Source organism: Desulfovibrio sp. JY, from assembly GCA_021730285.1.
Taxonomy (GTDB): domain Bacteria; phylum Desulfobacterota; class Desulfovibrionia; order Desulfovibrionales; family Desulfovibrionaceae; genus Solidesulfovibrio.
Genome location: CP082962.1, coordinates 3,567,459 through 3,594,028 on the forward strand (window position 1 = coordinate 3,567,459; position 26,570 = coordinate 3,594,028).

Annotated in this window: 22 protein-coding genes; 8 read left to right on the forward strand and 14 right to left on the reverse strand. The window is 64.9% G+C overall.

The window, feature by feature from the left end; translation table 11 throughout:
• Nucleotides 1-109: 109 nt before the first annotated feature.
• From K9F62_15920 to K9F62_15945, 6 genes are all read right to left on the reverse strand, one after another.
• Nucleotides 110-772: a tetratricopeptide repeat protein gene (locus K9F62_15920; protein UJX40174.1), complete on the reverse strand. Its 663-nt coding sequence runs from the start codon at nt 770-772 to the stop codon at nt 110-112.
• Nucleotides 773-906: 134 nt separating this feature from the next.
• A complete protein-coding gene (locus K9F62_15925) occupies nt 907-2,424 on the reverse strand; it encodes a hypothetical protein (GenBank protein UJX40175.1) in 1,518 nt (505 codons plus the stop codon).
• Between the two features lie 223 nt (nt 2,425-2,647).
• The gene (locus K9F62_15930) at nt 2,648-3,637 is read right to left on the reverse strand and encodes a chemotaxis protein (protein ID UJX40176.1); all 990 of its coding nucleotides are present in this window, start codon (nt 3,635-3,637) and stop codon (nt 2,648-2,650) included.
• Between the two features lie 28 nt (nt 3,638-3,665).
• Nucleotides 3,666-4,535, reverse strand: a complete 870-nt coding sequence (gene ispH, locus K9F62_15935) for a 4-hydroxy-3-methylbut-2-enyl diphosphate reductase (GenBank protein ID UJX40177.1) — start codon at nt 4,533-4,535, stop codon at nt 3,666-3,668.
• Complete coding sequence (locus K9F62_15940; GenBank protein UJX40178.1) at nt 4,532-5,527, reverse strand: tRNA-dihydrouridine synthase family protein; 996 nt, start codon at nt 5,525-5,527, stop codon at nt 4,532-4,534. Before K9F62_15940 ends, ispH begins: the two co-directional genes overlap by 4 nt.
• 57 nt (nt 5,528-5,584) lie before the next feature.
• Nucleotides 5,585-5,728 carry a DUF3096 domain-containing protein gene (locus K9F62_15945; GenBank protein ID UJX40179.1) on the reverse strand — a complete coding sequence of 48 codons (144 nt, stop codon included), beginning with the start codon at nt 5,726-5,728 and terminating at the stop codon, nt 5,585-5,587.
• A 198-nt stretch (nt 5,729-5,926) separates the two neighbouring features.
• Here K9F62_15945 and nhaA point away from each other — a divergent pair, with 198 nt between their 5' ends.
• Nucleotides 5,927-7,330, forward strand: coding sequence for a Na+/H+ antiporter NhaA (gene nhaA / locus K9F62_15950; protein UJX40180.1), 1,404 nt, complete (start codon nt 5,927-5,929; stop codon nt 7,328-7,330).
• Between the two features lie 105 nt (nt 7,331-7,435).
• Here the strand turns inward: nhaA and K9F62_15955 are convergent, their stop codons facing one another.
• The 3 genes from K9F62_15955 to K9F62_15965 form a co-directional block, all read right to left on the reverse strand.
• Entirely contained in the window at nt 7,436-8,194 is a 759-nt protein-coding gene (locus K9F62_15955; GenBank protein UJX40181.1) for a hypothetical protein, read from the reverse strand.
• A gap of 283 nt (nt 8,195-8,477) precedes the next feature.
• On the reverse strand, nt 8,478-9,062 hold the full coding sequence (locus K9F62_15960) for a TIGR00730 family Rossman fold protein (GenBank protein ID UJX40182.1): 585 nt from the start codon (nt 9,060-9,062) through the stop codon (nt 8,478-8,480).
• Between the two features lie 73 nt (nt 9,063-9,135).
• Entirely contained in the window at nt 9,136-9,621 is a 486-nt protein-coding gene (locus tag K9F62_15965; protein UJX40183.1) for a hypothetical protein, read from the reverse strand.
• Between the two features lie 118 nt (nt 9,622-9,739).
• On the opposite strand from K9F62_15965, the gene uvrB reads away from it, so the two are divergent.
• From uvrB to ligA, 5 genes are read left to right on the forward strand one after another with little or no spacing between them, the layout of a single operon-like run.
• Entirely contained in the window at nt 9,740-11,770 is a 2,031-nt protein-coding gene (uvrB, locus tag K9F62_15970) for an excinuclease ABC subunit UvrB (protein ID UJX40184.1), read from the forward strand.
• Between the two features lie 22 nt (nt 11,771-11,792).
• Nucleotides 11,793-12,827: a potassium channel protein gene (locus tag K9F62_15975; protein ID UJX40185.1), complete on the forward strand. Its 1,035-nt coding sequence runs from the start codon at nt 11,793-11,795 to the stop codon at nt 12,825-12,827.
• Complete coding sequence (locus tag K9F62_15980) at nt 12,824-13,573, forward strand: hypothetical protein (protein ID UJX40186.1); 750 nt, start codon at nt 12,824-12,826, stop codon at nt 13,571-13,573. Before K9F62_15975 ends, K9F62_15980 begins: the two co-directional genes overlap by 4 nt.
• 11 nt (nt 13,574-13,584) lie before the next feature.
• Nucleotides 13,585-15,153: a glycosyltransferase gene (locus K9F62_15985; protein UJX40187.1), complete on the forward strand. Its 1,569-nt coding sequence runs from the start codon at nt 13,585-13,587 to the stop codon at nt 15,151-15,153.
• Complete coding sequence (ligA, locus tag K9F62_15990) at nt 15,150-17,231, forward strand: NAD-dependent DNA ligase LigA (protein ID UJX40188.1); 2,082 nt, start codon at nt 15,150-15,152, stop codon at nt 17,229-17,231. The genes K9F62_15985 and ligA overlap by 4 nt, the downstream gene beginning before the upstream one ends.
• 122 nt (nt 17,232-17,353) lie before the next feature.
• On the opposite strand, the gene K9F62_15995 is transcribed toward ligA, so the two are convergent.
• Nucleotides 17,354-18,343 carry an alcohol dehydrogenase catalytic domain-containing protein gene (locus tag K9F62_15995; GenBank protein UJX40189.1) on the reverse strand — a complete coding sequence of 330 codons (990 nt, stop codon included), beginning with the start codon at nt 18,341-18,343 and terminating at the stop codon, nt 17,354-17,356.
• A 129-nt stretch (nt 18,344-18,472) separates the two neighbouring features.
• Between K9F62_15995 and coaE the strand changes: the two genes are divergently transcribed.
• The gene (gene coaE / locus K9F62_16000) at nt 18,473-20,125 is read left to right on the forward strand and encodes a dephospho-CoA kinase (GenBank protein ID UJX40190.1); all 1,653 of its coding nucleotides are present in this window, start codon (nt 18,473-18,475) and stop codon (nt 20,123-20,125) included.
• 1 nt (nt 20,126) lies between these two features.
• Nucleotides 20,127-20,852: a rhomboid family intramembrane serine protease gene (locus K9F62_16005; protein UJX40191.1), complete on the forward strand. Its 726-nt coding sequence runs from the start codon at nt 20,127-20,129 to the stop codon at nt 20,850-20,852.
• Between the two features lie 28 nt (nt 20,853-20,880).
• Here the strand turns inward: K9F62_16005 and K9F62_16010 are convergent, their stop codons facing one another.
• From K9F62_16010 to hypF, 4 genes are all read right to left on the reverse strand, one after another.
• On the reverse strand, nt 20,881-21,534 hold the full coding sequence (locus K9F62_16010) for a hypothetical protein (protein UJX40192.1): 654 nt from the start codon (nt 21,532-21,534) through the stop codon (nt 20,881-20,883).
• A 194-nt stretch (nt 21,535-21,728) separates the two neighbouring features.
• Nucleotides 21,729-22,409, reverse strand: coding sequence for a helix-turn-helix domain-containing protein (locus K9F62_16015; protein ID UJX40193.1), 681 nt, complete (start codon nt 22,407-22,409; stop codon nt 21,729-21,731).
• Nucleotides 22,410-22,654: 245 nt separating this feature from the next.
• The gene (locus K9F62_16020) at nt 22,655-23,353 is read right to left on the reverse strand and encodes a helix-turn-helix domain-containing protein (protein ID UJX40194.1); all 699 of its coding nucleotides are present in this window, start codon (nt 23,351-23,353) and stop codon (nt 22,655-22,657) included.
• Between the two features lie 851 nt (nt 23,354-24,204).
• Nucleotides 24,205-26,547 carry a carbamoyltransferase HypF gene (gene hypF / locus K9F62_16025; protein UJX40195.1) on the reverse strand — a complete coding sequence of 781 codons (2,343 nt, stop codon included), beginning with the start codon at nt 26,545-26,547 and terminating at the stop codon, nt 24,205-24,207.
• Nucleotides 26,548-26,570: the final 23 nt, after the last annotated feature.

Below are 26,570 nucleotides of genomic sequence, written 5' to 3' on the forward strand. Positions count from 1 at the left end.
GCCAAAAGCGGCTTATGTTGCGTCCTCTGAAAACGACGGTCGTATTGAAAAAACGACACCCCAACGCGTTGTCTTAAAACGCGTTGGGAGTTGTTTCGAGAACGAGGCGTCAGCTCTTTTTCTTGGCCGTGCTTTCGGCCTTGGCCTTGAGTTCGCTGATCTTGGTGTCGATGAAGGCGGCGTTGGTAATGTGACCGCCGGCCTTGAGCCGCTCGAAGGCGGACAGGGCTTTTTGCCACTGCCCGGCGGCTTCGGCCGTGACGGCCAGCTGCTGGTCAACGGTCATGGTGAAGGCCTTGGGCGCGGTGACGCTCAGGTTTTCGAGCACTTCCACGGCCTTGGCATCCTGGCCGGACTTGGACAGGGCCGTGGCGTAGCCCAGGGTGGCGACGGTCTTCATGCCGGCCGGGGCGGACTTGGACACGACCTGCCAGGCGGTGGCCGCCTTGGCGTAGTCGCCCTGATCCTGGGCGGCCTTGGCGATCTCCAGGTTGATGCCGTCGCGGGCGCCGGCCGGGGCGGACTTGGCCAGGGCTTCCAGGGCCTTTAAGCGCTCGGCGCCGCTTTTGGAGGTGACGATGGCGCCCAGTTCGCTCTCGGCTTTTGCGACCTGGCTTTTCTGATACGTACCGTACAGGGCGTAGCCGCCGGCGGCGGCGACGATGACGATCACGGCGGTCAGGCATTGCTTCCAGTAGCGGATGGGCATCTCCAGCAAGGAGTTGATGTCGTTGACGGTTTTACCGTCTTGCGGCGCAGAAGAATCAGTCATGGGAAACGCCTCCGAAGCGCATGGGTTTTCTGAAAAAAGGCGCATCAGATAAGCATAAAGGCGGGCATGTGTCAAAAGGGGATAGCCGGCGGCGGGGCGCGCGGGGCGCACGCCGGACGGGTGCGAAAAGAGGGTCAGGACCGTCCCAGGGCGGCATGGGCCACCCCGACCAGCCCGGCGAAGGAGGAGGCATCCTCGATGAGCGTCAGGGACAGGCCGGACACGGACAGATCATGGCCGGCGGCGAATGCGGCGAATCCCTCGGCCATGGCCGCGAAAACGGGCCGGTCGACCCGGTTGGCCCGCGAGCCCAGAAGGCGCAATGCGGCCAGGGGTGTTTGCCGGGAGACCTCCTCGGCCAGCATGGCCAGATGCGCGCCGAGGACGCCGTACACCCGGGCTGCGTCGAGGCGGGGGCGGGGATCTTCCCCGAGAAGGGCGTCATGGAAAAAGGGAATCGCCGTCCCGACGTCCAGGCCGTATTGCGTCAAGAGCCCCAGATCATGGGCCGCCACGGCCACGCCGTAATGGGAAAGGTAAAACCGTATGGTGGAAAAAAGGCTGCCCTGGGCCGGGTTGGGGGCATAACGCGTGATGCACCAGCCGTATTCGTGAAATCCCGGTGCGGCGCGGCCCGAGGCGTCGAGGACGTGGACGGCCGGGCAGGCGCCCAGACGCACCGACAGCACGCCCCCGGCCCGCCTGTCGTCGGTCCCGGACTCCGGCCGGCCATAATGGAAGACGAAAAGGGCTTGCGCCTCTCCGTCGTTGACCACCGCCACCGGGCGGTCCGGGAGGATGGTCGTGAAGGCCTGGCGCAACGCCGCGTCGGCGTCGCTGATCGCCGCCATGTCGCACCCGGCGAAAAGGCCGAATTCCGGCACCGGGTACACCGTTCCGGAAATGACCGTGGCCGAGAGGCTTACCCCCACGGCGTCGACGGGCCGCCCTGCCTGTTGCGTCAGGGCCAGGGCCCCGGAGCAAAGGGATGGAAGCGCCGCGTTCAGGCACAAGTGCTCGCCGGTTTCCCAGGTGGCGCGGCGGGAAAGTCCCTCCACGGCGTAGCCGCCGGCCCCGTCGCACGTGACCAGGGCCTGGCTCGTCAGGTGTTGGCCGATATTGACGGCCAGGACCGTGCCGGGCCGGATGCCCGGGGGGGCCGGCCGTGGCCCTTCGGAGACGGCGTCGGCGCGGGCCGGATGCCGACACAGGGCCAGGGCATGCTCCCGGTCGGCGTCTATGCGGAATTCGGCGGCAAAGACCTGCCTGACCAGACCGTGCAGGAAAAGCGAGGACATGTCGGAAAAGCAGTCCGCCCCCAGAATGAGCAGGCGTCGCACGGCTTCGGCCAGAGCACTGGCCAGGGCGGCGTCCTCGGCCAGCAGGCTTACGCGGCAGGCTCCCCGCAGGCACAGGACATTGTTGACCAGGGCGGCGCAGAAGAGCTCGACCAGGGGCTTGTCGGCGTCGTCGATGGGGTTGGGCAGACGGATGGTCTCGACTACGGGCGGCAGCTTCCCCCTGTCGAAACAGAAGGAGACGTCGGTCGCCTGGGCGGTGTCGAGGCCGGCGAAGGTCTGGCGCCAGTCGGCCAGATAGGGGGAGATGCCCCGGTCTGGTGGGAAAAGGCGTATGGGCGGCGTGCGGTCCATGCGGGGTCCTTGCCGGCCGCGCGGGACAATCCTTACACGCCGGTCATGACAGGAGTGTCATGTCATGTGGGTCTGCGGTTACCGGACAGGCGAAAAAAATAAAGATAGGCCGGCCGGCGGCGCAGCACGACAGATGCGGCGCTGTCCGCGGCAGGCGGTCCGCTCTCCGGCGCAAAGACCTCGCCGGGAAGACGAAGAGGTCCCCCTCGGGAGGGGAAGGGGGTCAGGCGGCGGTTTGCGCCCCGATTTTCTGCTCGATCAGCGCCTTGGCCCGCATGGCCAGTTGGCTGACGTCCGGCTTGGAAATCTGGTCGTCCGCGCCCACGGCCTCGCCCTTGTGACGCAGCTTGTCCGTAATGAGCGAAGAGAAAAGGATCACGGGCAACTGCTTGAGGGAAGGGTCTTCCTTGATGCGTTTGGTCAGGTTGTGGCCGTCCATGGCCGGCATCTCGATATCGGCCACCATGACGTGGATGTAGTCGCTCAGCGGCCGGCTCTCGGCCTCGGATTTCCCCTTGATCTGCAACAGTAGTTCCCAGGCTTCGCGGCCGTTCTGCACGGCCGTGACGTCGAAGCCCGCCTTTTGCAGCAGGTCCTTTAACATCTCGCGCACCAGCACCGAATCGTCGGCCACCAGCGCCCGGTAGCGGCTGGAGGAGTCCCATTGAATGCTCATGTCCAGGCGCAGGCCGAGGTTCGGGTTGAGGTCGGCCACGATTTTTTCCAGGTCGAGCAGAAAGACGATGCGGTCCTCGAGCTTGACCACGCCGGTGATGCAGTCGCCGCTCATCTTGGACACGTAGCGATTGGGCGGCTCCACGGCCTCCCAGCTCATGCGGTGGATGCGGGTGACGCCGGAAACGAGAAAGGAGGTGGTGACGTTGTTGAACTCCGTGACGATGACCTTGGGCGAGTCCGTCTCCTGGCGCGTCTTGTCGAGCCACACGCTCAGATCGACCAGCGGGATGATGTGGTTGCGCAGGTTGAACGCGCCAAGCACGCTCGGATGGGAAACCTCGGGCATGGCCGTGATCTTGGGCAGCCGGATGATCTCCAGTACCTTGGCCACATTGACCCCGTAATAGCCGCGATACTTGCCGGAAGCATCCGGCGTATCGCCGGTGAACGAGGAGGGAGCTGGTTCGTCGATGAAAAACTCCACGATTTCCAGCTCATTGGTGCCGGCTTCGAGCAGAATATTGGTCTGGGACATGCTTGTCTCCGGGCGTAGGCCGTTTCAATTAAAACGCTTCCAGCACCTGTTGCACGCTGTCAATGATTTTTTTGGGTGTTGAAGCGCCGGCTGTCAAGCCGATTATGCGTTTGCCGGCGACCATGTCCGGGGAAAGCTCCTCGGCCGTCTCGACATGGACGCAGGGGGTGCCGGCGGTCCGGGCCACCTGGGCCAGCCGTCTGGTATTGCCTGACTCCCGGCCGCCGACCACGACCATGAAGTCGACGCTGGCGGCCAGATCCATGGCCTCCTGCTGGCGGTTCATGGTGGCGTTGCAGATCGTGGACAGCACGGTGAGCCCCGGGCCGAACCGGTCCTTCAGGAAATCGCGGATGCGCAGGAACTCCATTTCGTCCTGGGTGGTCTGGGCGGCCAGGAAATAGGTCGGCCCCTCGGCCAGATCCAGGCTTTCGAGTTCCTCCAGGGAGCCGAAGACGCGGGCACCGGCCGTGGCGTAGCTTAAAAGTCCCTTGACCTCGGGATGGTCCGCCTCGCCGAAAAGGAGCAACTCCTTGCCCAGATTCGCCTGGGCGGAGATGAGCGTCTGGGCCTTTTTCACCTTGGGGCAGGTGGCGTCCACGAGCCTGGCTCCCCGGGCCATGATTTTTTGGCGCACCGGTTCGGGAATGCCGTGGGCGCGGATGACGACCGTGGCCCCGGCCGGGATGTCGGCCGGATCGTTGACCACGCGCACGCCCTTGGCCGCGTACTCCGCCAGCACCTGCGGGTTGTGGATGATGGGACCGAAGGTGAGGAGCACGGTGCCCGGGCCGGTTTCTTGCGAATCTCCCGGCGGGACGATGAGGGCGGCCAGCTTTTTAAGCGCCAGGTCCACACCCATGCAGAAGCCGGCGGTTTCGGCGCGCAACAGTTTCATACGGCGTCTCCGGTTGTCGCGGCGGATTCGTGGCTTAGGCGTTCGGCCGCGTCGATGATGGCGTCAAGTTCTTTCCAGGATGTACAGTGACACAGCCTGTCCCGCAAGGCGCGGCAGCCAGGAAGTTCGCGCAGATAGCGGGGCACGGCCGTGCGCATGCGCAGGAGCGCCCGCCGGTCGTCGGCATACGCGCGGCACAGGGCGGCGTGGCGGCGGATGACGTCGCATAGTGGCGGGAGCGCACGTTCGGGCAGGCCCTGACCGGCCCGCAACAGATTGGCGTGACGGGTGAAAACGCGCGGGTCGGCCAAGGCTCCCCGGGCATACATGACTCCCGTCGCGCCGGTGCGCGCCAGGCAATCCGCTGCGTCGTCGGCCGTCATGAGGTCGCCGCTGGCCAGGACCGGCACCGTGGCCTCGGCTGCGAAATCGGCCAGCCGGTCCCAACCGGCCTGGCCCGAAAAACCCTGGCTGGCATGGCGGGGGTGCAGGGTAAGCCAGGCCACGCCCGCCGCAGTCAGCCGGTCGCGCAGGGACAGGGCGGGAAAGTCGGGCGGCTTGGGGCCAAGGCGCAGCTTGACGCCCACCCGGCCATCTCCGGCGGCGTCGACCATGGCCCGGGCGCAGGCCACGAGCCGGTCCGGATCGCCGAGCAGGGCGGCCCCGGCCCCGGTTTTCACCACCTTGCGCACCGAACAGCCGCAGTTGAGGTCGAAAAAGGCGTATCCTTCCCCGGACAGCGCGGTCACGGCCCGGGACAGGTAGTCCGGGTCGGCCCCGAACAGCTGGACCACCAGCGGCGCGTCCGGGGGCGTGGTGGCCAGCAGCCGCTTGGTGTTGCGGGAATCGTAGAAAAGCCCCTTGGCGCTGACCATTTCGGTCACGGCCACGGAAGCGCCCAACTCCCGGCACAACAGCCGGAAGGGCAGATCGGAAAACCCGGCCAGCGGGGCCAGCCACGGGTCGTTTGGGGCAATGGGAAGCGGCGGCATGAAAAAATCCTTGGCCGGCTGTATCCCAAGGCCGGGACGGGGGCAACCGGGGCCGGATCAGAATCGGCCGTGGGTCAGGCCCAAAATGCCTACGATGATGAGGTAGATGGCCACGATATAGTTGAGCAGGCGCGGCATGATCAGGATCAATATGCCGGCGATGAGCGCCATGACGGGCTGCAACGAAACGAACATCTGCATAATGCCTCCGGGGCTGCGGTTGGCCGCGAATGCGGCAACGGGCGGTTGTCCACGTTACGGCCTATAGCGCGATGGACACCCGACAACAAGCGCAAACAGTGTAGCATAACCGCGCGCAATGCGGCGGGCGGTTGCGCGGAACATGCGTTTTCCGTTACCCTGACGGCATCAATGGCAAATCATGCCGCAAGGAGATCCATGAATACATCCGACGCCCCGGAACACGAGGCGATACCGCTGATTGAGCAGGCCCTGGCCCCCTTCGTGCGCTTCAGCCGGGTGGAAGCCTCGGGGGGGCTGGTGCTCATCGCCTGCACGATCCTCGCCCTTGTCTGGGCCAATTCCCGTTTCGCCCCGTCCTATTTCGCCCTGTGGGAGACCCCCGTCACGGTCGGCTTCGGGGATATGGTCCTGTCCAAGACGCTGCTCCATTGGATCAACGACGGGCTCATGGCCGTTTTTTTCTTTACCGTTGGCCTGGAAATCAAGCGCGAGGCCCTGGTTGGCGAACTCAATTCCCCGGCCCAGGCGGCCCTGCCCGTGGCGGCGGCCGTGGGCGGCATGGCCGTGCCCGCGGCGCTGTACGCCTTTTTCAACGCCGGCACGCCATCCGTGGCCGGCTGGGGCATTCCCATGGCCACGGACATCGCCTTCGCCCTGGGCATCCTGTCCCTGCTCGGACGCAGGGTGCCGTCCGGACTCAAGGTGTTTCTGGCCGCCGTGGCCATCGTGGACGACATTGGGGCGGTGCTGGTCATCGCCGTTTTCTACAGCGGCGACATCTCGCTTATTTCCCTGGCCGTGGGCGGGGCCATGTTCGTGTGCATGCTGGCCGCCAACCTGGCCGGCGTGCGCCATCCCGTGGTCTATCTGCTCCTCGGCAGCGTGCTGTGGCTGGCCTTTCTCAAATCCGGCGTGCACGCCACCATCGCCGGGGTGCTGGCGGCCATGGCCATCCCGGCCCGGACCCGCATCCCGGGCGAGGCTTTCGTGGCCAGAGTCCGGCGGTTGCTCGGCTGTTTCGAACACGCCAACGGCTCCGGCCTGCCGCTTCTGGCCGACAAGGCGAGGCTCTCCGCCATCGGGGCTGTGGAGGACGCCTGCCACAAGGCCAGCCCGCCTCTGCCGCGCATCGAGCACGGGCTGCATCCCTTTGTGGCCTATGCCGTTATGCCGCTTTTCGCCCTGGCCAACGCCGGGGTGCCGCTTGCCTCCGGGGCCGGCAGCGGCCTGGCCGAACCCGTTTCGCTCGGCATCCTGGCCGGCTTGGTCATCGGCAAGCAGGCCGGCGTGTTTCTCGCCTGCTGGACCATGTTCAAGCTACGCCTAGCCGCCATTCCGGAAGGGCTGCGCGCCGGACATTACTACGGTGCGGCCTGTCTGGCCGGCATCGGTTTCACCATGTCCATCTTCATCGCCGGGCTGGCCTTTGGCGACCAGAGCGCCCTGGACGCCAAGGCCAAGCTGGCCATTCTGGCCGCGTCGACGATTTCGGGTGTGCTCGGGTACCTGATCCTGCGCGCCGTGGGCCCGGGAGACGCCCCGGCATCGAGCAACGACGGCATCTCCGGCGGCGACGGCACGTGTCCGTCGAAGTACTGAGGAAGGAAAGAGGGAAGATGATGCGAGAGGGGAAACCCTTTAAAAAGGGTTTCCCCTCTCGCATTTCTTTTCAGCCCGCGTTCGCGAGTTGGAAGGGGCGGCCCCTTACGCCCCCGGGCGCGTCCAGGCCGTCTGGCGCACGCCGGACAGGCCCTTGAAGCATTTGCCGGATCGGATGCCGGCGAGCGCCGCCTGGGGATCGGGTACGGCGCAACCGGCCAGCACGTCGATGCCGCAATCGAAGAGCGAGGCGGCGAACGGCGTGGTGGGGCCGAGCATGACCACATAGGCGTCCTTGCGGCAGCTGGCCAGAAGTCCGGCCAGCGTGCCGTTTAACAGCGTGGTCCCGGTGACGGCCACGACATCGGCCTGGGGCAGCACCTCGCCGGACTTGGACGCGGGCACATCCCCGGGCCGGGGCCGTTTTTCCAGCACCCAAAGCTCCTGGCACACGCCGCGCAGGGCGTCGACAAAGGGAAAATGACCGACCACGGCCACTGTCCTGCCCTTGCCCCTGGCCAACATCAGTTCCTGGCCGTGGTGCTCCGTGACGTTTTCCGGGGCCGGCAGCAGGGCGTTGACCGCAGCCATGGCCAGGGAGGCGTTGTCGGAGTTGGAAACCTCGGGATCGGCCAGGGTGAGGGCCAGTTCCTTGGCGCTTTGGGGCAGGTTTTCCCGGGCGGGGTTGACGGCGTCAAGGCCGGCGGCGATGTGGGAGACGAGGGAGGCCAGGCCGCAATGACGGGCGGAGACGGCGGCCAGGCAGTTGCCAATGGTCACGTCGGTGATGGGGGCGTCGTCCACCGTGCGGACGTCCTCCACGATAGCCTGCAAAATGTCGTGCTGGGAGAGGGGCTGGGACATGCCATACTCCTTTGAGAGAGAATATCATTTTCAGTAAAAAAAAGAAAAAAAACAGCCGCAACGGCCAGTTCCCAATAAACGCCGCGCCAGCGAGTGTAAAGCCGCAGGTACGCACAGGGTTAATTGATTGCTAGGATATTTTTTAAAGGAAGTTCTTCCCTAAGGGAATAAGGTCTCTAACCAGTGGTAACGCCAAAAGTTTTGGGGAGGGGAGAGCGCGAGAGGGGAACCCTTTTTTCAAAAAGGGTTCCCCTCTCGCACCTCTTTCCCCTTCGCTCACCAACTACGCCCGGGCGCGGGTGTCCACCCATTTTTCCACCCGGATGGGCTCGAAGGCGCGCATGGCCGCCAGCATTTCCTCAGGGGTTTCAGCGGACAGCACGAGGCCTTTCTGCTTTTCCTTGATGAAGCCTTCCGTGGTCATGCGGTCGACGAAATGCAGCAAGGGTTCGTAGTAGTTCTGCACGTTGAGCAGGCCGCAGGGCTTGGTGTGCAGGCCGAGCTGGGCCCAGGTGATGATCTCGCAGAACTCCTCCAGGGTGCCCATGCCGCCGGGCAGGGCGATAAACCCCTCGGCCAACTCGGCCATGCGGGCCTTGCGCTCATGCATGGAGTTCACCACATGGATTTCCGTCAGACGCGGATGGGCCAGCTCCTTGCGGCGCAGAAAATCCGGCAGCACGCCGATGGCCTTGCCGCCGGCGGCGAGGGTCGCGTCGGCCACCGCCCCCATGAGCCCGACACAGGCCCCGCCGTAGACGAGGGTGATATGCTCCTCGGCCAGCAACCGGCCCAGCCGGTTGGCCGCATCCACATAGGCCGGGTCGAGCCCGGACGAGGAACCGCAAAAAACACAGACGCTCTGCATGGGGCGCTCCGGAGGGGCCGCTTTCGCACGGCCCCGGTCTGGCGGATGGTGGGTAAGAACAGGGATTGTGCCGCTAATCCAATCCTTCGATGATGGGCTTGTGCTGGCTTAAGTCGAAATAGCCGCGCACGGGGAAGGACAGGGTGTAGTTGGGGATCTTGTCGAAGCGGATAAAGCCCACGGACTTGCCTTCGGTCAGTTCGGACAGGGCGGTCAACCCCAGCGGGATGGGCAGGTTCAGGGCGCAGGCGTGGATCTCGGACAGCTTGTCCTTGTACCGGGTCTTGAGGTAGGTGACGAGCGCGTCGCGTTCCTCCTCGGTGAAGGATTCGAGCAGGATGCGCCGGCAGCTTTCGATGCTCACCGGCAGGTCGGGGTCCACCGGGTCCCCGATCAGGGCGTCCCAGTCGTAGATTTTTTCCTCGGCCGGGTCCCACTCCGGGCGAAACAGGTGGACGGTAACGTCCTTGCGGCCCTTGAAGCTTTTGATGACCATGGACACAGTCCAGGCCCGGTGTACGGGAAGGTTGAAATCAGCCGGAACGACGTCGATTTCCATGGGAGCGTCTCCTTGACACGGCAGGCTGACCCCGGCTGCGGCGCGGCGCAAGTGCCGGTCGAAACGCCACGGGGTTTTCGCTTTCGTTACGTTGACCGGGGATGTACAAAAAAACACCATGCTTTTCCAGCTTGAATCCGAATACAGTCCGCAAGGCGACCAGCCCGGGGCCATTGAGGCCCTGTCCTCCAACCTGTCCCAGGGCGTGCCGAGCCAGGTGCTGCTCGGGGCCACGGGCACGGGCAAGACCTTCACCATGGCCCAGGTGGTGGCAAGGCTTAATCGCCCGGCCCTGGTCATGGCCCCCAACAAGACCCTGGCCGCCCAGCTCTACAGCGAATTCAAGGGGCTTTTCCCAAAAAACGCCGTGGAGTATTTCGTCAGCTATTACGATTACTATCAGCCGGAAGCCTACCTGCCGCGTACGGACACCTACATCGAGAAGGATGCGTCCATAAACGACGACATCGACAAGCTGCGCCACGCCGCCACCCATTCGCTTTTGACCCGGCGCGACGTGCTGATCGTGGCCTCGGTGTCCTGCATCTACGGCCTCGGGTCGCGCGATTACTACGAGCGCATGGTGCTTTCCCTGGAGGTCGGCCAGAAGACCGGCATGGAGGCGGTGATTTCCCGACTGGTGGAGATCCAGTACGAGCGCAACGACTACGATTTCCACCGGGGCGTGTTCCGGGTGCGCGGCGACGTCATCGAGCTGATTCCCGCCTACAGCCGGGATCGGGCCCTGCGCCTGGAATTTTTCGACGACGAGCTGGAATCCATCCTGGAGACCGATCCGCTGACCGGCGAGGTCCTGGGGTCCATGCAAAAGGCCATCATCTTTCCGGCCAGCCACTACGTGTCCGACCGCGACAACCTGAACCGCGCCGTTTCGGACATCCGGGAAGAGCTGCGCCTGCGCCTGACCGAGCTGCGGGCGGCAAACGACCTGCTGGCGGCCCAGCGCCTGGAAATGCGCACCATGCAGGACCTGGAGATGATCGAAGAGCTCGGTTACTGCAACGGCATCGAGAACTATTCCCGCCACCTGGACGGCCGCAAGGCCGGGGAGCCGCCGTACACGCTGCTCGATTACTTCCCCGAGGATTTCATTCTTTTCGTGGACGAGTCCCACATCACCGTGCCCCAGATCGGCGGCATGTACGCCGGGGACCGTTCCCGCAAGCAGACCCTGGTCGACTTCGGCTTCCGCCTGCCCTCGGCGCTGGACAACCGGCCGCTCAATTTCGAGGAATTCCTCGGCCGCATCGGCCAGGCCGTCTTCGTTTCGGCCACGCCCGGCGACTGGGAAGTGAATCGGTCCGAGGGCGTGGTGGTGGAGCAGATCATCCGGCCGACGGGCTTGCTCGATCCGGAGATCGAGGTGCGGCCGACCAAGGGGCAGGTGGACGACCTCATGGCCGAATGCCGGGTCAGGGCGGACGCCGGGGAGCGGGTGCTCGTCACCACGCTGACCAAGCGCATGGCCGAAGAACTCAACCAGTACTTTAACTCCATGGGCCTGCGCGCGCGCTATCTCCATTCCGACATCGACACCCTGGAGCGGGTGGCCATCATCAAGGCCCTGCGCCAGGGCGAATTCGACGTGCTGGTCGGCATCAACCTGCTGCGCGAGGGGCTCGACATCCCGGAAGTGTCGCTGGTGGCCATCCTGGACGCGGACAAGGAAGGTTTCTTGCGCTCGGCCCGTTCGCTCATCCAGACCTTCGGCCGGGCGGCCCGCAATGTTGGCGGTCGGGTGATCCTCTACGCCGATACCGAGACCCGCTCCATGCAGGCGGCCATGGACGAGACGGCCCGGCGAAGGGAAAAGCAGGAGGCATCCAACCGCGAGGCCGGCATCACGCCCACCACCATCATCAAGAGCATGGACAGCGTGCTGGACAGCCTGTACGGCCAGGGGGCGCAGACGGCGGCCGGTGGTTCCCCGCCCACGTCGCCGCGCGGGGCTTCTGTGCACGAGGAAGCCGCGGCCTACGGCGGCATGTCCAAGAAGGCTCTGGAGAAAAAGATCAAGATGCTGGAGCGGGAAATGCGCGAAGCGGCCAAGGCCTTGGAATTCGAGAAGGCGGCGGCCTTGCGGGACCAGGTGGCGTCGCTGCGGGAGCGCTTGCTGGAGATGGGCTGAGATGTCGGACGGCCGCAATTTTATGCGCATGCATAGCCGGGCCGTGCGGCTGCACCACAGGCTGGGGGCCTGGGGGCCGCTGCTTGGCGGCTTCCTCGCCCTGGCGCTGGTCTTCTGCCTGGGCGTGACGGGCTACATGTATGTGGAGGGCTGGAGCTTTTTCGACAGCCTCTACCAGGTCGTCATCACCCTTTCCACGGTAGGGTTCCAGGAAGTCTACCCCCTGTCCCATGACGGTCGCATCGTCACCATGCTGCTCATCGTTTCGGGTGTGGGGGCGTTCGCCTATCTCGTGGGGTCCTTTACCCAGGTGCTGGTGGAAGGCCGGCTGCAACAGTATCTCGGGAGGCGGCGCATGCAGAAGATCATCGACGGCCTGAGCGAGCATGTCATCATCTGCGGCTACGGCCGCATCGGGTCCATCGTGGCCCGGGAGATTCTGGCCGAGAACATGCCTGCCGTGGTCGTGGAGAACAGCGAGGAAGTCATACGGCTCCTCGACGAGCAGGGCATTCCCCACGTCTTCGGCGACGCCACGGCCGACGAGACATTGCTGGCGGCCGGTCTGGCCCGGGCGAAGACCCTGGTCGCGGCCCTGACCCAGGAGGCGGCCAACGTCTACGTGACCCTGACCGCGCGCCAGCTCAACCCGGCCATCCGCATCGTGGCCCGGGCCGACGCCCTGGGCCATACCCAGCGCCTGCAACGGGCCGGGGCGGACCAGGTGCTCGTGCCCCATCTCTACGGCGGCGTGCGCATGGCCCAGTCGGTGCTGCGCCCCACAGTCACGACCTTTCTGGAGCTGGCCGGCCGGGGGGGCAGCGAAGTCGACCTGCAAATGGAAGAGTTGCAGGTGACGGAGACGTCCGATTTCGTCAATCAAAACCTCATCGAGGCCCGCATCCGTCCCCGTTTCAACCTCATCATCATCGCCATCAAGAAGGCGTCCGGGGAGATGATTTTCAATCCGTTGCCCCAGGCCATTCTCGAAGCCGGGGACACCATGATCCTGGTCGGCCGCACGGAAGGGCTCGACGGTCTCAAGGAGGTCCTTTGACCCCGGCGGACGCCATCCGGCCGCTGATCGTCATCCTGCACTACGGCAATCCGACCGTGACCAGGCGGCTGGCGGACCAGCTGGCCCAAAGCGATCCCGATCCGCAACTTGCCGCGCAGGTGCTGGATAACGCCGCGCCCGATCCCTTTCCGGACGCCTGGAAACGGCTGCCCGAGAATTGCTATTGGGCCGGCGCGCTGGCCCAGGTCGCCGTCCTGGCCAGGAACATGGGTAAGACCCATTTGTGGTTTTTCAATAACGACATCCTCTTTACGAGCAGGCCGCCGCATCTGGCCCGGGCGCTTATGCGTCTGGCCCGGCTGGAGGCGACCGTGGGCCGCGTGGGGATGTATTCCCCGGCCTTTGCCGCGAGCCCCTACCATCCGCAGATGGTGGCCAAACCGGGCAGCCAGTACCGCTTGGTGCGCGTCATGGACGGCGTGGCCCCGCTGGTTTCCCTGGACTGCCTGGACGCTGTCGGCGGTCTGGATGTGGACGACAATCCCTACGGCTACGGCGTGGACGTCTGGCTGTCGGCGCGGGCGCACGAAGCCGGCTGGAAGCTGGTGGTGGACCAGACCGTGATCGTGCGGCATCGCCACCACACCGCCGCCAAGACGGTGGACGGTTTTCTGGAGACCGCCGCCCGGGCCGAGGAGGCCTATCTGCGCAAGCGGCTGGGGCCGGACTGGCGGGAGCGGGTCAAAAGCTGGCAGGCGGACTGTGAGGACGTGGACAGGCTGTAGGAGGGAGGGGGATGGGGCCGTACGACTTTTTTTTGCCGCCGGTATTCGACGCCCTGCCCGAGGCCGTGGCCGAGGGGCTGCTTGTCGGTTGCCTGGCCCGCAATCAGGCCGCCTCGCTAGGACTGGCCGCGCTACGCGCCGGCGGCGACAATGTCGCCGTGGTCCGGCTGGGCCTCGAGCTGACGCTGCTGGCGTTTGACCTCGATCCGCTCAATCCAGAACTGGCCAAGGCCATCCTGACCATGACCGCCGGACAGAACGGGCTGCTGTCCGCTGCCGCCCGGGCGGCGCTTGGGGTGGCGGCGAACGCGCCGTGGGCCGCGCCATGGCGACAGGCGCTGGACGACGCAGTCCGAACCGGGGATTGGGCAGTATTTCTGCTGTATTACGACGCTTCCTGGCCGGCCGACGGCGCGCCGCTGGCCTCGCGGGTGCTGGGATTGGCCGCCGTGGCCAGTGGGGACCCTGACCGCCTCGCGGCTTGGAGAAAGGGCCTCGCTTCCGCGACCACGCCGGGACTGCATTGGCTTGCGGTCCAGGCCGACATGCGCCTGGGAGGCCGGGAAGCCGGCATGGCGGCGCTTCGCGATTACCTTGACCATTGGCCATGGAGCGCCGGGGCCTTGCTTGTCCTGCACGACCTGGAGCGCGGCCTGGACACGGCGCGTACGCCGCTCCCCGGCGAACTGGCGATCTTTCTCTACACCTTCAACAAGGCCGACGACCTGGGCCGGACCCTCGAGGGCGTGCTGGCGAGCGCACTCGATCGGTACCGCATCTTCGTGCTGGATAACGGCTCCACCGACGCCACGCCCGAGGTGCTGGCCGCCTTTGGCGACCGCATCGGGCCGGAGCGGTTTTACACTGTGTGCGCGCCGGTCAACGTGGGCGCGCCGGCCGGCCGCAACTGGCTCAAGCATTTGCCCGAGGCGCAGGGAGCCGATTTCGTGGCCTATCTCGACGACGACCTGACCCTGCCGCCCGAGTGGGCGCTTCGCCTCGGCGCGGCCGTGGCCGCCTATCCCGACGCCGGGGTCTACGGCTGCCGGATCACCGACGCCGGAAATCCGGCCGTGCTCCAGGCGGCCGCGCTCCATCTCGCGCCCGGTGCCCCGGGCCAGCCCTTCGTCGCCACGGACTTGCATTTGCAAGGCCCGGACCTGGGCCAGTTCACCTTCTGCCGGCCGTGCCTGAGCGTCACCGGTTGCTGCCATCTCTTTTCCCGGCAAGCCCTCGATGCCGGCGGGGATTTTGACATCCGCTTTGCGCCGTCCCAATTCGACGATTTCGACCGCGATCTGCGCGCCGCTCTGGCCGGACGCTTTGCCGTGTGCCAGGGGCATTTGGCCGTGGGCCATGCCCGCAAAAGCGGGGCCGACACCCGCAAAAGCCGCGTCGCCGGGGCCAACGCCCACGGCAATATGCTCAAGCTCCAAGGCAAGTACGACGCCGGCGAGATCAAGCGGTTGCGCCGCGAACAGCGCATCCGGCTCTTGACCGATATCCGCAAAAAAGCCATCTGGCTCTCCCGCCGCGACACCGCGCGCGACAGCGAAACGCCAAAGGATGGGGGCTTATGAGCGAGGGAAAAGACGACGCCGCGCGCCTGCGCGAGCTTCGGGGGCAAATCCACGACCACGACTACCGTTATTACGTCCTGGACGACCCGACCATCGAGGACGCGGCCTACGACGCCCTCTACCGGGAGCTCAAGCGGCTTGAAGCGGCCCATCCCGAGCTCGACGACCCCAATTCGCCGACCAAACGCGTCGGCGGCACGGTGTTGCCGGCCTTTGTCTCCAAGCCGCACCGGCTGGCCATGTACAGCCTGGACAACGCCATGAGCGAGGAGGAGTGGCAGGATTTCGTGACCCGGGCGGCCAACAAGCTGGAAAAGGAAGGGCAGCCCTTCACGCGCACCTTCTGGGTCGACCCCAAGTTCGACGGTCTGGCCTTGGAGATCATTTACGAAAACGGCGTCTATGCCGGGGCGCTCACGCGCGGCGACGGCGAAGTGGGCGAAGACGTGACCGAAAACGTGCGCACGGTCAAAAACGTGCCGCTCGATTTGCGGCCCCATGCGGCCAAGGCGAATATCCCCGTGCCGGCGCTGCTCGAAGTGCGCGGCGAAGTGGTCATGACGCGCCAGGATTTTTACGAGCTCAACGAGCGCCAGCGGGAGCAGGGGGGCAAGATTTTCGCCAACCCGCGAAACGCCGCCGCCGGGTCGGTGCGCCAGCTCGATTCGAAAATTTCCGCCAGCCGCCCCCTGACCTTTTTTGCCTACGCCATCGGCGAAAAGGACTGGGCCGGGGCGGACCCGGGCTGGACCACCCATTCCGGCATCATGGAGGGGCTCGGCAAGCTCGGCCTGCCCGTGGCCAGGGAAGGCAAGGTCGCCCGGGAAGACGAGGTCTATCCGTATTTCAAGACCATGGGCGTGCGTCGGCCGGACCTGCCCTTCGAGATAGACGGCGTGGTGGTCAAGGTAGACAGCCTCGCCGATCAGGAGGCGCTCGGATTCACCGGCCGGGCCCCGCGTTTCGCCATCGCGCTCAAGTTTCCGGCCCACGAGGCCGAGACGGTGCTTAAGCGCATCGAGGTGCAGGTGGGGCGCACGGGCGTCCTGACCCCGGTGGCCATCCTCGAACCCGTGTCCCTGGCGGGGGTGACGGTGGCGCGGGCGACGCTGCACAACGAGGACGAGATCAAGGCCAAGGACCTGCGCGCGGGCGATACGGTGGTGGTGCGCCGGGCCGGGGACGTCATCCCCGAGGTGGTGCGCGTGGTGCCGGAAAAACGCCCGGCCGACGCCGAGCCGTTTCCCTTTCCGCACATCTGCCCGTCGTGCCATTCGCCTGCCGTGCGCGCTCCGGGCGAGGCGGCCTGGCGCTGCGTCAACCTGGCCTGCCCGGCCATGCTGCGCCGGGGCATCGCCTATTTCGTGTCCAAGTCGGGCCTGGACATCGAAGGCATCGGCAATAAGTGGGTGCGGGCGCTTATCGACAAGGGCATGGTGAAAACCCCGGCCGATCTTTTCAACCTGACCGAGATGGACCTCATCCCCATGGAGCGCATGGCCGAAAAATCGGCCGCCAATTTCGTGGCCGCCGTGGAAAAGGCCCAGCAAAACGCCACCCTGGCCAAGCTCATCGCCGCGCTCGGCATCCGGCAGGTCGGCACGCGCACGGCCCGGACCCTGGCCGAACATTTCCGCGACCTCGACGGACTTGCCGCCGCCACGTCCGAGGATCTGACCGCCTTGCCGGACATCGGCCCGGAAGTGGCGGGGTCGATCCGCGAGTTCTTCGACAATGCCGCCAACCGCGAACTCCTCGAACGTTTTCGGCAGATCGGCCTGTGGCCCGTCAGCGAGCCCAAAAACACCGTGTCCCCCGAAGCCACGCCCCTCGGCGGCAAGAAGTTTCTTTTCACCGGCACGCTGCCCGGCCTGTCCCGGGAAAAAGCCCAGGCGCTGGTCGAAGCCGCCGGCGGCCGGGTCGTGTCCGCCGTCTCCAAAAAGCTCGACTACCTCGTTGTTGGCGCGGACCCGGGCTCCAAACTGGCCAAAGCGCAATCCCTCGGCATTACCATTATGGATGCCGATGAATTTCAAAAATTATTGGGAGAAGAGGGTGCGAGAGGGGAAACCCTTTAAAAAGGGTTGTCCCCTCTCGCGCTCTCCCCTTCCTAAAGTTTCTAACGAGCTGGATGATAGTTGGATAACATCCTGTGACCGTTAAAAGTCTTGGGAAGGGGGGCCTGGGGGGAAACCTTTCTTCAGAAAGGTTTCCCCCCAGTTAACACCTTCAACGCGCCGGGGCGGGCGGCGGCGGCCATGGCCTGGGGAAAATCCGCAAAGGGGTAGACGGCTTCGATAAGGGGCGCGACGTCTACCAGCTTGTCGCGCAGATAGGCCGTGGCCAGATGAAAATTACCGCACCGCGAGCCGACGAGGCTGATTTCGTCCACCACCACCCGGGCCATGTTGACCGGGGTCGCGGCAAAGGTGGTGGTCTTGAGCACGATGGTCCCTTCCGGGCGCGTCAGGTCCAGGGCATGGGCCAGGCCCTCGGGGCGGCCCGTGGCCTCGACGACCAGGTCGAAGCGACCGAATTCCTTGAGCAGGGCGGCGACGAGGCCGTCATGGCTGTCATCGCGGCGCGTGGTGACCCCCTGGTCGGCGGCAATGGCCAGCTTGCGGGCGTGGCGGCCGGCCAGGACGATGTCCGGGCATTGGTGGCGCAGGGAGCAGGCGGACAGGATGCCGAGCTTGCCGTCGCCAAGGACCAGCACGGCCATGTCGGCGGTGAGATGGAGCTGTTGCCCGGGTTCCAGGGCGGCGGCCAGGGGTTCGATGAACACCGCTTCGCGGTCCGAGACAGTGTCCGGGATTTCGTGGAGCAGTGGGACCGGCATGGTGACGTAGCCGGCGAACGCGCCGTCCTTGCCGGCGATGCCAAGCGTGGTGCGGTTGGGGCAGTGGCGCGGCCCGGTGGTCAGGCAGGTCGGGCAATGGCCGCAGCCCAGGTTGATTTCCGCCGTCACCCGCCGGCCGACCAGTTCCGGATTCCCCGGCGCCTCGGCCACGACGGCCACGAACTCGTGGCCCGGGATGCCGGCAAACCCCATGTACCCCTTGAGCAACTCCAGGTCGGTGTTGCAGATGCCGGCCATGCGGACCTGAAGCAGCGCTTCGCCGGCAAGCGGCCGGGGATCGGGCCTTTCGACCACATGGACACTCCCGTTGTCAAAGACGACGGCCTGCATGGGCGGCTCCTTTTTTGTCTGGCGCAATCAGGGAAAACAACCTAACCAAATCATAAGCTTTGTTCAATTGATGCCCGGAAACGCCACCGGCGTGCAACGGATATCTTTTCAAGGCGATAAGAAGGCGTGATGCAACAAGACATGGTGTGCGAGGCGGTTTTCGATCCGGCAGACGACGGCGGGCGTGGCACGCGGCTGGATGTCTTCTGGAGTGTCCGGCTGGCCGGGGAGGACGTCACCCGGGCACGGGTGCGCGCGGCCATCGAGGACGGGCAGGCGAGCGTGGACGGCGCGCCCTGCCGCAAGCCCGGAACCAAGCTTCGCGGCGGTGAGGCGCTGACCCTGCGCCTGCCGAAGCTCTCCAGCGAGACCGGGGCCGAGGCCGGGGCGCTGACGCTGCTTCATGCCGACGCGGACGTGATCGTGCTGGACAAACCGGCCGGGCTCACCGTGCATCCGGCTCCGGGGCTGCCCGAGGGGACGCTGGTCAACCGGCTCTTGTACCGTTTCCCGCAGCTTCACGACATGGCCGGTGAGCGGCCGGGCATCGTCCACCGTCTGGACAAGGACACGAGCGGCCTGTTGCTGGTCGCCCTGACCGAAGCCGCCAGGCAGGCCCTGGCCGCCGATTTCGCGGCGAGAAGGGTGCGCAAGACCTATCTGGCCCTGGTGCACGGCCGGCCCGACCGTGACGGCGGGGACATCCGCCTGCCGATCGGCCGCGACCCCAGGAATCGGACCAAAATGGCGGTGGCGGCCAAAGGCGGGCGCGAGGCCGCAACCCGCTGGCGGCTGGTCTGGAGTGCGCCGGACGATGCGGCCAGCCTTTTGGAAGTGGACATTTTCACCGGCCGCACCCACCAGATCCGGGTGCATCTGGCGGCCATCGGCCATCCCATCGTCGGGGATGCGGTCTACGGCGCACTGCAACATACCGCCTGGAAACGCCGGCCAGGTGTCCTGGCCCGGCTGGCCACGCGCCAGATGCTTCACGCCTGGAAGCTGTCCTTTGTCCATCCGGGTACTGGGGAGACGTGCTCCTACCGTTGCCCGCCGCCCCCGGATTTCTGGCGGCTGGTGCTGCTCCTTGGCCGTCGCTGCCAACGGGTGGGGCTGGTCGGCATGCCGGGCTGCGGCAAGTCGGCCTTGCTCAAGGTCTTTGAGGCGGCCGGCTCTCCGGTCTTTTCCGCCGATGCGGCCGTGGGCAGGCTCTATGCCCCGGGAGGCGGCGGGGCGCACATGCTGGCCGGGCGCTTCGGAGAGAAGGCGCTCGGACCGGACGGCTCCGTCGACAAGGCCTGGTTGCTTACGCGGATGCTCGAAAACGAATCCTTCCGGCGGGAGGTCATGGAACTGGTGCATCCGCTGGTTCGGGCGGAACTGGATGCTTTCCTGCAAGCGAACGTCACGGCCCGGGTAGCCTTTGCCGAGGTGCCGCTGCTTTTCGAATCGGGTTGGCCTTGGCAGGACGTTGCGGATATGGTTGTCGGAGTTCGTTGTTCCTTGGAGACGCGCCGGGAGCGCCTCACCGGCGGGCGTGGCTGGGACGGGGATCTGGCCGACCGCATGGACGGCTGGCAGTGGCCCGAGGCGGCCAAGCTGGCCAAATGCCGGTTCGTGGTGGACAATGACGGCGACCTGGACAGTTTGACGCGCCAGGGACGGGACGTCCTGGACGGACTGGCCGCGTTGCGCCGCCGGGAGGCGTTTGACCGCCTGCAATGGTTGCGGGATCGGGGTTATGCGCCGGGGCCGCTGCCCGCCACCGGAGGCGGGCAATGAAATGATACCGCTTCGCGACAATGTGCCAAGTTCCCGCCGGCCACTCGTGACCTGGACGATCATTGCCCTGTGCGCGCTGCTTTTTTTCTTCGAGCAACTGCTGCCGAATCGTGCCCTGTTCGAATTTTTGTATATCTATGGCGTGGTCCCGGCCCGCTACACCGATCCGGCCTATGCCGCCATCATGGGCTATCCCAGGGGCGGCTACGAATCCATGGTCACCTACATGTTTCTGCACGGCGGCTGGCTGCATTTTCTGCTCAACATGTGGGTGCTGTGGATATTCGCCGACAATGTGGAGGAGGCGCTCGGGCCGTTGCGGTTTGCCCTGTTCTACCTGGCCTGCGGCGTGATCGCCGTCTGCACCCACATTCTTTTCAACTGGAACGCCACCATGCCGGTGATCGGGGCCTCCGGGGCCATCGCCGGGGTGATGGGGGCCTATTTCCGCCTGTTTCCCCGGGCCAGGGTGGTGACGCTCATTCCGATTTTCATCTTTCCCTGGATCATCGAACTCCCGGCCGTGGTCTTTCTGGGCATCTGGTTTTTCCTGCAACTGCTTTCCGGCGTCAGTGGCTCGGTCAGCGGCAGCGGGGCCAGCAGCGTCGCCTTCTGGGCCCATGCCGGCGGTTTCGTCGCCGGGCTCGGGCTTGTGCGCCTCATTTTGCCGCACGGCTGCGAGTTCTGCTTCGATCCCCGCAACCGGCGCTACGATCGGGAAGGATAGGACGCGTTCGAGGCCCCGTCCTCTCCTCTCACAAGGCCTGGGCCACCCAGACGACGCGCCCTACGATGCGGGCATGCCCGGTATCTCCGATCACCGCTTCCGCAAGCGCGATCCCTCTGTCCTCGTCCGTCGTTTCCCTGTCGTCGTCTCCTCCGCAGGGCAGCATGCGTACCACCAACCCCTTGCCCAGGATATCCAGGGCGAACGGGGCGGTTTTTTCCCGCGTCTGCCGGGCGGCGGCGTTTGGCCCATCCCTCGCGTCCCGGCAGGTGTCCACCACCAGATAGGCCCCTTTGTGGATGCGCGGTTCCAGGGCCGGACTGTCCATGCGGACCACGAACCGGCTCGGACCGACGATACGGGGAGCCAGGGCGATGCGTTCGATCTCGCGTAACTGCCAGTGGCCCGTACGGGGATGGGTGACGGCCATGGCGAAAACCGGGGTCATGGCCACCGGACAATCGGGCGGGGCGTCCCGGCCCTTGCCCTGGAAGACCCAGTCCGGATCGAGATCGTATTCGCGGCAATGGCGCATGATCCATGAACTGAAGGCGGCCGCATCCATTTCGGTCGTCAAGGCGCTCGTGATAAGGCCCAGGCGGTTGGCACCGTCGTTGGCCCCCCTGGCGCAAAGGGCTGTCTTCAATCGGGCAAGAATGGCGTCACGTGCTTGTTGTCCCATGTGAACCCCCGGTTTCCCACACAATAAGCACGAATGATTTATATGTAAATATATTTAATGCTATACTTTAATAAACATTCCTTTTGGATGCTCTGTAACGGGCCGCCCAGGCGTGCAACACAAAAAAAAGCCGTCTCCACCCAGGATACGGCAATGCGATGATGGGTGCGACAGAAACGGAATGGAAAGAGGGATCAGATTTCCTGGATGACCCAGATCGCCTTGCCGACGGGGGTGATTCCCGGAGTTTCCAGGGGAAGATGCTGCGCCGGATGGGAGGGATTGTCAGCGAGCAGGGAGAGTCGCTTGGCTTCGAGATCGCGCACGACGCGTTTGATGACCAGTCCTTCGCCGGGAAAGTCGAGGGCATAAATTTCGCCGGTGCGCATACGCACGACGTCGCAATCGATGCCTACATAGGCGCCGTGGCGGATGACCGGCTCCATGCCGGCGTTGTCCATTTTGACCACGAGCAAGTTCGGCCGCGACAGCGACTCGATAAGCGGGATGCTTTCCAGGCGTTCCCGCTGCCAAACCCCGGTTTCGGGATCGGTGCGGGCCATGGCATACACGGTCGTGCGTGCGGGTGTGGCCGCGTATTCGTGGGCGGTTTCGCGCACGCCAGACACGCCTTCGGACATGGCAAAGCCCTCTCGCCTCGAAGCGGGTTCCTGCCCGTATAAAATCCAGTCCGGCTCCAGGCCGCAGGCCCGGTACAGCGTGATGAGCCAGCCATCGGGGATGGTATTTTTCTTTTTGGCGTCGGAAATGCTGGATTGCTTGATGCCGAGCAGAGCTGCGATCTCCGTCTGGGTCCGGGTCTTCGTGGCCGCCTGGATCCTGGCATAAGCGTCTTCGAAGGTGTCGGGCTTCACGCAGCCTCCTGCATGGCGGTGTTTTGCATGGCAGGTTTCATAAAGCAACTTACTGCAAAAAATAATTATGAATCTATAATAGTCATAACTAATACACGATTTCATGGAACGCGTCAACGCGTCGGCGAAATAGAGAAAATCGCACTCTGGTAGGAAAAAAACGACCCGGCGGGCGAGCCGGGAACAGGCGTAACGCTGTGCTGTTCCCGGCGCTGCCGCGGGACGGGCGGCGTCTTTCGGCGGGGCTAGAGTTCCTGGAAAACCCAGGTGACACGGCCGACAACACGCTCGGCTGCGCCGTCGGCGGGAATGCACTGATCGGCATAGGTCTGATTTTCCGAGCGCAGAATGAGCCGGCCGTTTTCGGCATCGTGCACAATACGTTTGATGATGAGCCCTTCCATGGGCATATCCAGAGCGTACAGGCCGCCAGAACGAATGGTCTTGCGGTCCTTGTCGATGCCCACATAGGCTCCACGATGGATGACCGGTTCCATGTCGCTTTCGTCCATGCGCACGATGACCAGGGATGCTTTATGGAATTGTTCCGGAACGGCCAATGTTTCCGCGCTGGCGACGGTTGCTTCTTCCTGTTCCGGTTCCGGCGTGGACATGGAGGCCACGGGCATCTGGTAATACTTGGGCTTGCGGCCGTAGCTGTCGCCGGATTCCCGCACATGCAGGGCGCCGCCGCGCTTATCACCCAGAAATTGCGGCTGTTCTCCGTCGATGATCCAGTTGGGATTGAGGTTGTATATCTGGTACAGCTTGATCAGCCAGCTATCCGGAATGGATTGACGGCGCTTGGCGTCGGAAATGCTGGACTGACGGATATCGAGCATCTTGGCGATCTCCACCTGGGTGCGCATGCCCGTCGCCTGCTTGATCCGGTCGAATGCGTCGTCAAAGCGGTTGATGGTTTCCTGAGGGGTCCCTTCGTTCATAATGCCTCCGAGTACATCGGTTATCGTCAAATATTCGTGGCGGGACGCCCGCAGGGGGAGGCGGTTTCTTTTTCGCCACGAATATCGCGTTTTCGTCGGTTATTCCGCATTGCCTCTGCCACACATCCGACGGCCGACGACATTGACCGGCAACGGCTGCTGGAAAATACGATCTTCAATAATCGGTGGGAGATTTTCAGGTCGTTCTGGAAACGGCATATAAGTCTGTACCTGCCAAGCCGATCGCAAGTGCAATATTATGAATGCTGCGAAAGTATAAGTCAAGAATACAAGTGGCAGCAGGGTTAATCCTCCGGTTCTGGGGCGCGTTGCACTGCTACGATCCGGCGAAGCGTTGGCATGTTAACGGCAGGATACGAAAAGCACTACGCCCAGGCCCTCAGCGCCCTTTGGGATACGCCTGAAAACGAGCGCTGTCCTTTGTCGCTACACATGTATGGTCGAATGTCCCTTGGGGGCGCGCAGTTGTTCGTGGCCGCAACGATCGCTTCGAAGGGGCGAGCGGGGTGTGACAGGCAACTCGCCCGGTCGCGCGTCGTCGGTTCGATGCGACGAGGATCACGTCCGCCGGACAGGCGAGGGATGCCGACCGTATGGCAACACGCCTCGTGTGGCCTCGTGTTGCCCCCCTGGAAGGAGTCCGTACGGATTTTGCTGACAAAACAGTTGAACAATTATTTTTTTGAAAAATATGCGCTGCTGCCGTATCGGCAAGCTCGCAGGATATCGAACCGGCGAATGCGTACGTTGCCTCGATGAAACTGTCAATAATTTTCTACTAATCAAATAGATAATATTGAGCTATAGCTTGGTTGAAAATGGGCAAAAAGTCACCGTTTTGTCACGAAAACTCCGTAGAAAGCCTGCCCCAGGCTGATGCCGCCGTCGTTGGACGGGACCCTTCTCTGGCTGAGCGGGGTCAGGCCGCGTTCCCGCAGGGCTGGCGGCAGGAGTGTCGCAATCGTCCGATTTTGCAGCACACCACCTGAAAGCGCCACCCGGGCGATGCCTGTGCGTGTGGCCATTTCTCCGGCCAGGGCGGCCAGACCCGCAACAAGACCAAGATGGAACCGACGGGCGATGCGGCCTGCCGATTCCCCTCGCGCCGCGTCCGTTGCCGCCTGCCGGAACAGCTCCAGCGTTTCCAACCGCGCCGGGCTTTCGGACAGGCCGACGGGACAGGCATACGGCCGCGCTTCCGACATGTCCTGGGCACGCTCCAGGAGGATGGCCGCTTGTCCCTCGTAGTCGATGGCCTGGCACACGCCTATGGCCGCCGCCACCGCGTCGAAGAGCCTGCCGCAGCTTGTGGTCACCGGACAGTTGAGTCCCTTTTCCAGCATGGTCCCGACAAGGCGCGTGGCGCTTTCCCGGCCCGTGATCCAGGGCCACGGCAGGCCGTCACCCGGCTCCTTGTCGCCCAAAAGAAAATGGCAGGCCTGGGCGATGCGCCAGGGTTCACGCACGGCCGCATCCCCGCCGGGCAGGCGCATGGGCGCGAAATGTCCCAACCGCTTATAGGTTCCCGCGCCCGGATCGACGAGCAGGCATTCCCCGCCCCAAAGCGTGCCGTCCTCGCCAAGGCCCGTGCCGTCCAGGGCCAGCCCCAAGACCGGCTCCATGAGGCCATGCTCGGCCAACACGGCGTAGATGTGGGCGACATGGTGCTGCAGGCGCAGCACCGGCACGGCGTTTTGTTCCAGGGCGAAGCGGGTGGAGGGGTAATCCGGGTGCAGATCGGCCACCAGCGCCTCGGGCCGCACCTTGAGCACGCCTTGCAGATGGTCCAGGATCTCCTGGTAGAATCCGAAGGCTTCCAGGGATTCCAGGTCGCCGATGTGCTGGCTGACAAAGGCCTGGTTGCCCTTGGTCAGGCACAGCGTGGCCTTGAGCATGGGCCCCAGCCCGGCGACCGGCGGCCCGGACACGGGCAGGATCACCGGCGTTGGCACGTAGCCCCTGGCCCGACGCAGAAACATGTGCCGTGGCGTATGCCCGCCGTCCGGGGCGACATCGGCTTCCAGGGGGCGGACCACGGAATCGTCGGTGCGGATCAGGATGTCCCGGTTATGTAGGAGAAAAATGTCGGCGATGGCGGCAAGCCGGGCGAGCGCCTCGCGGTTGCCCAGGCTGATGGGCTCGCCGCCGGCATTGCCCGAAGTCGCAACCAGCGCCGCCGGCCGGTCCCCGCCGATGGCCGCGGCATAGTCGCCAAGCAGGATGTGGTGCAGGGGCGTGTAGGGGAGCATGATGCCGATTTCGGTGGTATCCGGCGCGATGGCCGGCGACAGGCCGCTCTCCGGGCGCACGGGTACGAGGGTGATGGGCCGCGCCGTGCCGGTCAGCAGTTCTTCGGCGCGCGGCCCTACCGCGCCGATACGCTTGGCCGCGTCGAGGTGCGGCACCATGACCGCCAGGGCCTTGGACGGCCGGTGTTTGCGACGGCGCAGCTCCCGCACGGCCGCGTCGTTGGTCGCGTCGCATAGCAGATGGAAGCCGCCGAGTCCCTTGACCGCCGCGATGGCCCCGTCCGCCAGGGCCCGGGCAAGACGCCTGATAGCCGCATCGCCCTCGGCCAGGCGCGTTCCCGAGGCGTCCGTCAGCCAGACCTTCGGCCCGCATACCGGGCAGGCGTTGGGCTGGGCATGGAACCGGCGGTCGGCCGGATCGGCGTATTCGGCGGCGCAGTCCGGGCACAGCGGGAAACAGGCCATGGAGGTGGTTTCCCGGTCGTAGGGCACGCTGCGGGTGATGGTGTAGCGTGGCCCGCAGTTGGTGCAGTTGGTGAAGGGATAGCGGAAACGCCTATTGGCCGGATCGGTCATGTCGGCCAGGCAGTCGGGGCAGGTGGCCACGTCCGGGCTGATAAGCACCTCATGGCCGCTGCCGGGAGCGCTTTTGTCGATGCGAAACGCCGTCTCGCCGCTTGGTTCGGCCGGGGTTTGGTCATGATGAAGGATGCGGGCCAGGGGCGGAATCTCAGCCGGCAGGCGGCGGCCGAAAGCGGCGACCGCGTCCGTCGTGCCCTCGACCTCGATAACCACGCCCTCGGGCGTGTTCTGGACGAATCCCCCGAGTTCAAGCTCCCGGGCCAGCCTGTAGACGAATGGGCGAAATCCCACACCCTGGACCTGGCCGGCCACAAGGTGGCGGCAGCGTGCGCGTATTGGCATGGGGGGAGAAGGTAGCCGTCTTT